Source organism: Ideonella sp. P3_A4 (assembly GCF_056403075.1).
Genome location: NZ_JBFUGE010000025.1, coordinates 21,329 through 28,531 on the forward strand (window position 1 = coordinate 21,329; position 7,203 = coordinate 28,531).

General features: G+C 65.9%; 6 protein-coding genes. All 6 read left to right on the plus strand.

Annotation, left to right across the window (positions count from 1 at the left end; all coding sequences use genetic code 11):
• The first annotated feature begins 8 nt into the window (after positions 1-8).
• The gene (locus AC1DYI_RS05245) at positions 9-938 is read left to right on the plus strand and encodes an ABC transporter permease subunit (protein WP_477203021.1); all 930 of its coding nucleotides are present in this window, start codon (positions 9-11) and stop codon (positions 936-938) included.
• On the plus strand, positions 935-1,822 hold the full coding sequence (locus tag AC1DYI_RS05250) for an ABC transporter permease (protein ID WP_477203022.1): 888 nt from the start codon (positions 935-937) through the stop codon (positions 1,820-1,822). Before AC1DYI_RS05245 ends, AC1DYI_RS05250 begins: the two co-directional genes overlap by 4 nt.
• Before the next feature lie 88 nt (positions 1,823-1,910).
• On the plus strand, positions 1,911-3,320 hold the full coding sequence (locus AC1DYI_RS05255; protein WP_477203023.1) for an aminotransferase: 1,410 nt from the start codon (positions 1,911-1,913) through the stop codon (positions 3,318-3,320).
• A 16-nt stretch (positions 3,321-3,336) separates the two neighbouring features.
• Complete coding sequence (locus AC1DYI_RS05260; RefSeq protein WP_477203024.1) at positions 3,337-4,827, plus strand: aldehyde dehydrogenase; 1,491 nt, start codon at positions 3,337-3,339, stop codon at positions 4,825-4,827.
• Between the two features lie 125 nt (positions 4,828-4,952).
• Positions 4,953-6,506, plus strand: a complete 1,554-nt coding sequence (locus AC1DYI_RS05265; RefSeq protein WP_477203025.1) for a DUF3138 family protein — start codon at positions 4,953-4,955, stop codon at positions 6,504-6,506.
• Between the two features lie 5 nt (positions 6,507-6,511).
• On the plus strand, positions 6,512-7,203 hold a 692-nt coding region (locus tag AC1DYI_RS05270), incomplete at its 3' end, for a CoA-binding protein (RefSeq protein WP_477203026.1).

The following is a 7,203-nucleotide window of genomic DNA, read 5'->3' on the forward strand; positions in this document are numbered from 1 at the left end:
GCGAAGCCATGGCGAACTTAAGCGCTCTCCTCACTGGCCCAATGCTGAAGCGCTTCGTGCCTTCAGGCCGCACGCTGGTGATCGCGACGCCCTTCGTCTTCTTGCTCGTCTTCTTCCTGCTGCCGTTCCTGGCGGTGCTGAAGATCAGCTTCGCCGATTCGCGCCTGGGCATTCCGCCGTACACGCCGCTGATCGCGATGGTCAACGACAAGCTGACGCTGCACGCCAGCCTGACGAGCTACCTCGCGGTGCTGACCGACGACTTCTACTTCTGGTCGTACATCAACTCGATCCGTGTCGCGTTCGTCACCACGGTCTTGTGCCTTTTGATCGGCTACCCGACCGCGCTGCTGATCGCGAAGGCCAGCCCGAGCCGCCGCGCGATGTTGATGATGGCCATCGTTCTGCCGTTCTGGACGTCATACCTGGTGCGCGTCTACGCCTGGATCGGCATCTTGAAAGACCAGGGACTGGTCAATGACCTGCTGCTGCGCCTGGGCCTGGTCGACACGCCGATCCACCTGATGCAGAACAGCTTCGGCTTGTATGTCGGCATGGTGTATTCGTACCTGCCGTACATGATCCTGCCGCTGTACGCCTACCTCGTGAAGATGAACCCCAGCCTGGCCGAGGCCGCAGGTGACCTGGGCGCGAAACCCTGGCAGGTCTTCACGACGATCACGTTGCCGATGTCGCTGCCCGGCATCTGGGCCGGCTCGCTGCTGGTGTTCATCCCGTCGGTCGGCGAATACGTGATCCCGGAGCTGCTGGGCGCACCGGATGAGCTGATGATCGGCCGCGTGATGTGGGTCGACTTCTTCAACAACATCGCCTGGCCGCTGGCGGCCGCGGCAACCTGCGTGATGGTCGTGCTGCTGCTGTTGCCGATGGCCTGGTTCCAGCGTCTGCAGGACAAAGAAGCGGTGGCTGCGGCATGAGCACCACGACGACGCGCCCTCAACGCCTGGCCGCCCGTGCCTGGCTGGCACTGGTGTTCGTGTTCCTGTACGGGCCGATCGTCAGCGTGGTCGCCTACTCGTTCAACGAGTCGCAAGTGGCCAGCGTGTGGACGCGCGCGTCGCTGCGATGGTATGCCAAGCTGCTCGAAGACCGCGAGCTGATCGACGCCGGCTGGACCAGCCTGGTGCTGGCCTTCGCCACCGCGTTCACCTCGGTCATCGTTGGTGCCTGGGCCGGCTACGTGCTGGCGCAGTACCGGCGCTTTCGTGGCCGCACGCTGTTCACCTCGATGATCAATGCGCCGATGGTGCTGCCCGAGGTGATCTCCGGTATCTCGCTGTTGCTCATGTTCGTCGGCATGGAGCAATTGATCGGCTGGCCGCCCGGCCGCGGTTTGGCGACGATGTGGATCGGTCACGTGATGCTGTGCGTCTCATACGTGGCGATCACGGTGCAGGCGCGGCTGTCGGCGATGGACGAGTCGCTGGTCGAAGCGGCCAAGGACCTGGGCGCGACGCCGCTGCGCGTCTTCTTCGACATCACGCTGCCGCAGATCTGGGCCGCGCTGATCTCGGGCTGGCTGCTGTCGTTCACGATCTCGCTCGACGACGTGATCATGTCCGCCTTCCTGTCCGGCCCCGAGACGACGACGCTGCCGCTGGTGGTGTTGTCGCGCGTGCGCCTGGGGCTGGACCCGGAGGTCAACGCGCTCGGCACCTTGTTCATCGTCGCCGTCGGCATGGTCGTCATCGGCCAGGGCTGGTGGGTGATGAAGCGCGAGCAGCGGCAGGCGCGCACCCTCGGCATGCCAAGCGGCATGTCCTCGATGCCGGTCGGGCAACGGCCGGCACCTTTTTCCTGACAACGCGGTCGCCCCTCCGCCGCCTGTGTGAGTACGCCGACCGGTGTCGACACGCAGGCAACGCCGTCGCCCTTGTCAGGAGAACCCAATGAACACCGACCACTTCAACCAGATCCGCCACGACGACAACCGCTTCTGGATGCACCCCTGGGAATACATGCCCACCGCCGGCCAGGCGGACCGCACCATCGTCGACCGCGCCGAAGGCATCTACATCTACGACGAATCGGGCGCACGCCTGATCGACGGCCCCGGCGGCATGTGGTGCACGCAGATCGGCTACGGCCGGCGCGAGATGGCCGAGGCGATTGCCGAGCAGGTCATGCAAGTGCCCTACTTCAATCCCTTCTCCAACACCGCCGGCCCCCCGGCGCGGCTGGCGGCGAAGCTCACCGCCATGGCCCCCGGCCGCATGAACCACGTCTTCTTCACCAACGGTGGCACCACCGCGGTGGAGACAGCGCTGCGCTTCATGCACTACTACAACAACGTCAAGGGCCGTCCGCTGAAGAAGCACATCATCTCGCGAGCCGACGCCTACCACGGCGGCACCTACCTCACCGGCCTGATCACCGGCAAAGACCGCGACAAGAACTTCTTCGACATCACGGCGCCCTATGTGCACATGCTGTCGGCCGTGAACCCGGTGCGCCGGCCCGCGGGCCAGAGCGTCGAAGACTTCTGCACCGCGCGCGTCAACGAGCTGGAGGCCAAGATCCTCGAAGTCGGCGCGCACAAGATCGGCGCCTTCATCGCCGAGCCGATCCAGGCTTCGGGCGGTGTCATCGTGCCGCCCGAGGGCTATTTCAAGCGCTGCTGGGAAGTCTGCAAGAAACACGACGTGCTGTTCATCGCCGACGAGGTGGTCACCGGCTTCGGCCGGCTCGGCCACTGGTTCAGCTCGAAAGAGGTGTTCGGCGTCGAACCGGACCTCGTCACCAGCGCCAAGGGCCTGACCTCGGGCTACCTGCCGATGGGCGCCTGCCTGATCGCCGACCACGTGTTCGACGAGGTCGCGGGCGACCGCGCGCAAGGTGGCTCGTTCGGCCATGGCTACACCTACTCGGGCCACCCGGTGTGCAGCGTCGCCGCGCTGAAGAACATCGAGATCATGGAGCGCGAAGACCTGCTCGGCCATGTGCGCGAGATCGCCCCGCACTTCCTGGCGCGCTTGCATGCCTTGCGCGAGATTCCACTGGTCTTCGACACCCGCGGCATGGGCCTCRTCGGCTGTGTCGAATGCACGGTGCGCGGCGTCGAGCACAGCGGCATGAGCGCAGAAGAGCTACTGGCCTTCGACACCGACCTGGGCGCACGCATCGACAAGCACTGCCAGGCGATGGGGTTGATGCTGCGGCCGATGGTCAACCTGTGCGTGTTCTCACCACCGCTGGTCATCACCCGCGCGCAGATCGACACGATGTTCGACATCCTGCGCGAGGGCATCGTTCGCACGATGCACGAGGTGCAAACCGAGCTCGGCTACTCGATTGCCTGACACCGAAGGGGCTGCCATGGACACCACGCTGCAAGACCACCTGGCGCATGCCGTCACGCTGGCGATCGAAGGCCGCGCCTTCATCGACGGTGCCTACGCCAACGCGGCGACCGGCACGCGCTTCGATTGCCTGAGCCCGATCGATGGCCGCGTGCTGCAGATCGTCGCGCGCTGCGGTGAAGACGATGTGAATCGCGCGGTCGACGCCGCGAGGCGCAGATTCGAGTCGGGCGATTGGTCACACGCCACACCACGTGAGCGCAAGGCGGTGCTGCTGCGCTGGGCCGCCTTGATGCGCGATCAGGCGGCCGAACTGGCATTGCTCGAATCGTTGGACAGCGGCAAGCCGATCGCCGACACGACAGGTGCCGACCTGCCGTCGGCGATCTACTGCCTCGAGTGGTTCGCCGAAGCGATCGACAAACGCAACGACGAGGCCGTCCCTTGCGGCCGCGACTTCCTCGCGCTGGTCACGCGCGAGCCGATGGGTGTGGTGGCGGCCATCGTGCCGTGGAACTACCCGCTGCTGATGGCGGCGTGGAAGYTCGCACCGGCGCTGGCGGCGGGCAACAGCCTGGTGCTCAAGCCTTCCGAGAAGTCGCCGCTGACGGCGATCCGCATCGCCGCACTGGCGAAGGAAGCCGGCCTGCCCGACGGCGTGTTCAACGTGCTGCCGGGCTTCGGCGAGGTGGGTGCGCTGCTGGCCCAACACCGCGACGTGGATTGCGTGGCCTTCACCGGCTCGGGCCCAACCGGCCGCAAGATCATGCATGCGGCGGCAGACTCGAACCTGAAGCGCGTCTGGCTGGAGCTCGGCGGCAAGTCGCCCAACATCGTGCTGGCCGACTGTCCGGACGTGGAGCGCGCCGCAGCGGCGGCCGCCACCGGCATCTTCGCCAACATGGGCGAGGTCTGCAGCGCGGGGTCGCGACTGCTGGTGCACCACAGCCTGCGCGAGCGGATGATCGACGGCATCGTCGCCGCGGCGAAGAACTTCCAACCCGGCCACCCACTCGACCCAGACACGACGATGGGCGCGATCATCGACCGCACGCAACTCGACCGCGTGCTGGGCTACATCGAGGCCGGCCGACGCGAAGCCACGCTCGTCAGTGGTGGCAAGCAGGCTCGCACCGACAGCGGCGGCTTCTACGTCGAGCCGACGGTGTTCGACGCCCCGCATGCGAAGGTGCGCATCGCCCGCGAAGAGATCTTCGGCCCCGTACTGACCATCGTCGGCTTCGACACCGAAGAAGAGGCCCTCGCCCTGGCCAACGACAGCGACTACGGCCTCGCCGCCGCGGTCTGGTCGGCCGACGCCGGCACCGCGCACCGCATGGCCCGCGGCCTGCGCGCCGGCACGGTGTGGATCAACTGCTACGACGAACTGGTCGACATGAACTTCCCGTTCGGTGGCTACAAGCAGTCGGGCAACGGCCGCGACAACTCACTGCACGCCCTCGACAAGTACAGCGAACTCAAGACCACACTACAACGTCTGCGCTGAACGCCTCGGCGCTCGCGCTGAACATGCAACAGCAGCTCGCGCTGAAGGGTTGACCCGAAGACTCAAGCGCATCGATCCATCTCACAATTGAACGTACGTTCAGCCAGTAGTCGGAGGAGCGAATGATGCGCAAGCCCCTTGTGGCCACCCTGGCCTGGTCCATCCTGTTGGCCTTTGCTGTGCCAGCGCGGGCCGCCAGCGATGAAGAAGTGCAGGCGATGCAGCGCCGCATCCAGTCGCTCGAAGCCAAGCTCGAGCAGATGAGCAAGCTGCTCGAATCGCGCGGCATCACCGCGGCGCCAGAGCCAGCAGGCTCAGGTTGGGGCGCACCGGCGCCGGCGCCCGCGAAGCTGAGTCAGGCCGAGCTCGATGCGATGAAGCAAAAGCTCGCACGCCACGAGCTGAAGATTGGCAAGCTGTACCAGGACGCGTTCGACTCGCCAGGCTCGGGTCTGCAGATCACCGGCTATATCGATCCGATCTACGTGGTCAACCGCAACCAGCGCTCGGCCTCTTTCTACTTCCTCGACGCCAGCGACCCCTACACCTACGACCACTCGCAAGTGGGCGACGTGTTCTTGCGCATTCAGAAGACCTTCGGCGAAGGTCTGCTGGCACCGAAGATGGACCTGCAGCTGGCACCCGCACGCGGCAACGGCGCCTTCAACACCCGATCAGATGGCACGGTGATCTCCAGCATCGTTCACCAGGCGCTGGCCTCGCTGCCGGTGACCGACACCTACGCGGTGCAAGCCGGCTACAGCGCCGGCTACTCGGGCTACGAGTACTACGAGAGCACGCTGACCCACACGATCTCGCACAACCTGCTGTACGACTTTTCGGCCCCCGGCAACATGGTCGGCGCGGGCCTGGCTTACGCCGCCACCAACTACACGATGGCGGGCAAGGTCTTCATCGGCAATGAGGAGTACTACATGGGCGGCAGCCGCGCCGGTGGCGCACCGAACCGCATGCCCAGCGTGATGGCGCGCTTCGACTACACGCCGAACACGGCCTATTACGTCGGCGGCTCGCTCTACCTCGGCCGCAACACGCTGTACTCGGCCTACGACTACGACGGCAACCTCGTCTGCCCGGGCGACGCCGCGGGCTACGGGTACCAATGCAGCGCCCCGCGCGCCTACACCACCAAGTTCCAGGGCGAGATCGACCTCGGCTACTACACGGCCGACAGCCAGTACAACGCCGAGGTCGACTACGGCTTCGTCGAAAACGGCGCGTGGAACGGCGGCCAGGCCGTGTGGTGGGGCGTGTCAGGCTTGGTCCACCAGAAGTGGACCCTGGCCTCGCTCGGCCGTGTGGGCGCCACGCTGCGGCTGGACTACCTGAACAACTCACGCAATGGCGGGGGCGGCAGCAACCTCTACTTCGGCGGTCCGGACACACCAGGCACCGACCCGCTGAACGGTTTCGGCATCGACCAAAACTGCTTCTACAACGACGTCGACACCGACGGCAACAGCAACAACGGCCGCAATTGCAAAGGCGCGAACCGCTATGCGCTGACCTTGGCCGTTCTGGCCTACCCGAGCGACCGCTGGACGCTGAAGGCCGAGTACCGGCGCGACTGGGCCAGCCTGCCGGTGTTCTGGACGCAAGACTACCGCTTCCGCAAGAACAACGACGTGTTCAGCGTGCAGACCGTCTACAGCTTCTGACCCAGATGAGCCCACCGCACCGTTCGTTGCACCGCCTGCTGCGCCCTGCCTCGATCGCGGTGATCGGCGGCGACGACGCGGCCGAGGTGATTCGCCAGTGCCGGCGCAGCGGGTTTGACGGCACGCTGTGGGCTGTCAGCGCCAGCCGCGAGACCTTGGATGGTCTGCGCTGCTGCCCGAGTGTCGACGCATTGCCGGCCGCGCCCGACGCTGCGTTCGTCGCCGTGCCGCGCGAGCAGGCGGTACAGGTCGTGGGCGCACTGGCCCGGCGCGGTGCCGGTGGTGCGGTTTGTTATGCCTCCGGCTTCGCTGAAGTGGGCAGCGACGGCGAAGCCTTGCAGCACGCGCTGCTGCAAGCCGCTGGCGACATGCCTCTGCTCGGGCCTAACTGTTACGGTCTGCTGAACCACCTCGACGGTTCGGCGCTGTGGCCAGACCGCGCCGGTGGCCGGCGCGTCGAACGCGGTGTCGCGATCCTCACGCAAAGCGGCAACATCGGGCTGAATCTGAGCATGCAGCGCCACCACCTGCCGGTGGCCTGCGTGATCTCACTCGGCAACATGGCGCAGCTCGGGTTCCACGACCTGATCGACGCGCTGCTCGACGACCGGCGCATCAGTGCGATCGGGCTGCACATCGAAGGCCTGAACGATGTGGCGGCGTTCTCTGCCGTCGCATTGCGAGCCTTGCGCCAAGG

Coding starts and splice junctions, on each gene's coding strand:
- AC1DYI_RS05250 (WP_477203022.1), top strand. CDS start 935: ATGAGCACCACGACGACGCGCCCTCAACGCCTGGCCGCCCGTGCCTGG.
- AC1DYI_RS05265 (WP_477203025.1), top strand. CDS start 4,953: ATGCGCAAGCCCCTTGTGGCCACCCTGGCCTGGTCCATCCTGTTGGCC.
- AC1DYI_RS05245 (WP_477203021.1), top strand. CDS start 9: ATGGCGAACTTAAGCGCTCTCCTCACTGGCCCAATGCTGAAGCGCTTC.